Here is a 3,128-nt window from a genome sequence, read left to right on the forward strand (position 1 = left end):
CCCCGAGTGTGCCGCGCGCCGATTGAACTTCTTTCAGGAGAAAGCACGTTGAACCGGATTCTGTACGTCTACGTCAAGGGCGGAGCCCCGCTCGAGTACGCCTTCCCGCGGATCGCCGCCTGCGGGGAACTGCACGTCCTCGCGCTGGCACCGCTGCCCACCACCGCGGAGGAGCTGTGGCGGCCCAGCTGCACCGGCATCGAGCTGGTGCCCGAGGCGCCGCGCGGTGAGGAACTGGTCGAGCTGATCGTGGAGCACGCGAAGGCCATCGGCGCCGACGCGGTACTGACCCTCTCGGAGTTCGCGGTGCTGGCCGTCGCGCACGCCGCGAGCCGGCTCGGCCTGGCCGGTGCCGGCGAGGGCATCGTCCGGGCCCGGGACAAGCGGCTGATGCGCGAGGCGTGGGCCGCCGCCGGCGTGCCGATACCCGCGTTCCGCCGGGTCGCCGGACGCGCGGACCTGGACGCCGCGCTGGCCGGGTTCACGCCCCCGCTGCTGCTCAAGCCCGCCTGGGGTGCCGGGTCGGTCGCCCAGATGGTGCTGGACGGGCCCGGGGACGCCGCCGCGGCGTGGGCCGAGATGGAGCGCGGACTGGAGGCCGGCAGCCGGGTCGGCATGAACGAGCTCTACGCCGCGGACACCGACCGGGACCGCCTGGTCGAGGAGATCGCCCAGGGCTCCACCGAGGGCTGGTACCAGGAGCCCGGCTACGGCGACTACGTGAGCGTGGAGGGCATCGTCGCGGACGGCGTCTACCACCCGCTGGCCATCACCGCGAAGCTGCCGACCGTGCCGTCCTTCGTCGAGGTGGCCAGCACCTCGCCCTCCGTCCTCCCGGTGCCGCTGCAGCGCCGGATCGAGGAGGTCTCGCGACAAGCCGTCGACGCGCTCGGGCTGGAGAACTGCGGCACCCACACCGAGCTGAAGCTGATGGCGGACGGCGGGCTGGTGGTCATCGAGACCGCGGCCAGGTTCGGCGGCCTGCTGACGACCCGGCAGGTCCACGAGGTCTTCGGGCTCGACCCGATCGGCATGCTGGTCCGCCAGCTGCTCGGCGAGCGGGTCCGCTACCCGGAGGCCATGCCCACCGACGGGGTCCGGGCCGCCGCGTCGGTGGCCGTCGTCCCGGCCGACGCGGCCGGAGTGCCCTGGCGCACCACGCCGGTCTGGAACCCGCAGGCCGTGGACTGGCAGAGCCTGCTCTCCCCGGGCAGCACCATCGAGGCCGTCCCCGCCTTCGCCCTGCCCGCGGGGCAGCCCGTCCCCGCCTTCGACCCCTCCGCGGGGTCGCGCAACTGGCTCGGGGTCTACCTGCTGAGCGCCGTCGACGCCGCCACCCTGCAGCGCGACTGCAACGCCGTGCTGAACGGCCTGGAAGCCGCCCTGCACCGCGCGGCCGGCTGACCCCCCTCCCGTCAACTCCTCCTGAGGTTCTTCGATGCGTGTACTGTTCGCCGGCGTACCCGGCGTCGGCCATCTGTTCCCGCTGGTCCCGCTGGCCAGGGCGATGCGCGGGCTCGGCCACGAGGTCGCGGTGGCCTCGATGGACGGCGGCGAGCCGGTCGCCGCCTCCGGACTGCCGTACCTCCCGATCGCCCCGGGCGTGGACTGGGGCCGGGAGATCCGGGAGGCCGGCCGCACCAGGCGGCCCGACCTGCTGCAGCGGACCATCGAGACCAACTCGGCCGACCGCGAGGCCTTCGTCCCCCTCGCCGCCCACGTCAACAGCGCGGTGGCCGACGCCACCGTCGAACTCGCCGCACGGTGGCGGCCCGACCTGGTGGTCTACGACTACCAGTTCCCGGTGGCCCTCCTCGCGGCGACCGTCCTGGGCGTGCCCGCCGTCCAGCACGACCTCGGGTTCGTCCGCACCCCCAAGCTGCGCGCCCTGATGCTCGCCGAGATGGCGGACACCTTCGCCCGGCACGGGATCGACCCGCTGCCCGAACCGGCGGAGGTCATCGACCTCGCCCCGCCGAGCATGGTCGGCACCGAACGGTACGGCTGCACGATGCGGCCCGTCGCCTACAACGGTGACGGTCCCCTCCCCGAGCCGCTGGCTGCACCCGCCGGCCGCCCGCGGGTGGCCGTCACGCTGGGCACCGTGCCGCCCAAGACCGACGGCCTGACCAGGATCGAGCGGGTGATCGCGGCCGCTGCCGAGGTCGACGCGGAGTTCGTGCTGGCGACCGGCGAACTCGACCTCGACACGCTCGGCACCCTGCCCGGCAACGTCCGCGCCTGCGGCTGGGTGCCCTGGCGCGGCCTGCTCGACACCTGCGCCGCCGCGATCCACCACGGCGGCAGCGGCACCGCACTCGCCGCCCTGGACGCGGGGATCCCGCAACTCGTGCTGCCCGACGGGTCGGACCGCTTCATCACCGCGGACGCGGTGAGGGACCGGGGGGCCGGGCTCGCCGCGGGCGCGGAGGAGATCGGGCCGGCGCTGCTGGACCGGCTGCTCACCGACGACGCGCTGACCCGGGCCGCGCGCGAGGTCGGCGCCGAGATCGCGGCGATGCCCGGACCGGAGGCCGTGGCGGAGCGGCTCACCGGTCTGTGACACCGCCGACCGCGCGCGCGCTTCACCGAGGGCAGAACGCCGCTCCCTTGCCCTGGCGCCGGGGATGCCTAGGGTGAAGGGGTGAGCACTCATGCGCCGAACGAAGCCCGCGTCATTCCCCTGCGCCCGCAGGCCTCGCCGCCCGGTTCCGGCCCTGCGGGCCGTGCCCCGCAGCGGCCGGCGGGAGCCCCGCCGGCCCCCGCGCCGGCCCGCGCGCCGCGGGAACCCCTGTGGCGCGACCTGGTCGGCGGCGTGCTGCGGCGCGAGCGGCTCGCCCAGGAGCGCACCCTGAAGGACGTCGCGGAGGCCGCCCGGATCTCGATGCCGTACCTGTCGGAGGTCGAGCGCGGACGCAAGGAGGCCTCCTCCGAGGTGCTCGCGGCCGCCGCCACGGCCCTCGGGTTCGGCCTCGCCGACCTGCTCTCGCTGGCCCAGGACGACCTGGCCCGGTACGCCCGGAGCCGGGCGGGCCGGGGCCGTACGGCGCCCTCGGCGCGGTACGACGGCCTCTGCCTGGCGGCCTGACCCGCCGGTGGCAGGACGGCCGGTACGGCGGGGTGCACCC

At 75.4% G+C, this 3,128-nt stretch carries 3 protein-coding genes; all 3 read left to right on the forward strand.

Features of this window, described 5'->3' with window-relative positions; all coding sequences use genetic code 11:
- The first annotated feature begins 48 nt into the window (after nucleotides 1-48).
- Nucleotides 49-1,404, forward strand: coding sequence for an ATP-grasp domain-containing protein (locus ABZ885_RS38155; protein ID WP_360199332.1), 1,356 nt, complete (start codon nucleotides 49-51; stop codon nucleotides 1,402-1,404).
- A gap of 34 nt (nucleotides 1,405-1,438) precedes the next feature.
- A complete protein-coding gene (locus ABZ885_RS38160; RefSeq protein WP_360199334.1) occupies nucleotides 1,439-2,563 on the forward strand; it encodes a nucleotide disphospho-sugar-binding domain-containing protein in 1,125 nt (374 codons plus the stop codon).
- A gap of 81 nt (nucleotides 2,564-2,644) precedes the next feature.
- Nucleotides 2,645-3,088: a helix-turn-helix transcriptional regulator gene (locus ABZ885_RS38165; RefSeq protein WP_360199336.1), complete on the forward strand. Its 444-nt coding sequence runs from the start codon at nucleotides 2,645-2,647 to the stop codon at nucleotides 3,086-3,088.
- Nucleotides 3,089-3,128 lie beyond the last annotated feature (40 nt).

It is taken from the genome of Kitasatospora sp. NPDC047058 (genome assembly GCF_040643935.1).
In the GTDB taxonomy this organism is placed as follows: domain Bacteria; phylum Actinomycetota; class Actinomycetes; order Streptomycetales; family Streptomycetaceae; genus Kitasatospora.

What these genes read in the sequence shown, in the direction of transcription:
- ABZ885_RS38160 (WP_360199334.1), top strand. Translation starts at nt 1,439, where the DNA reads ATGCGTGTACTGTTCGCCGGCGTACCCGGCGTCGGCCATCTGTTCCCG.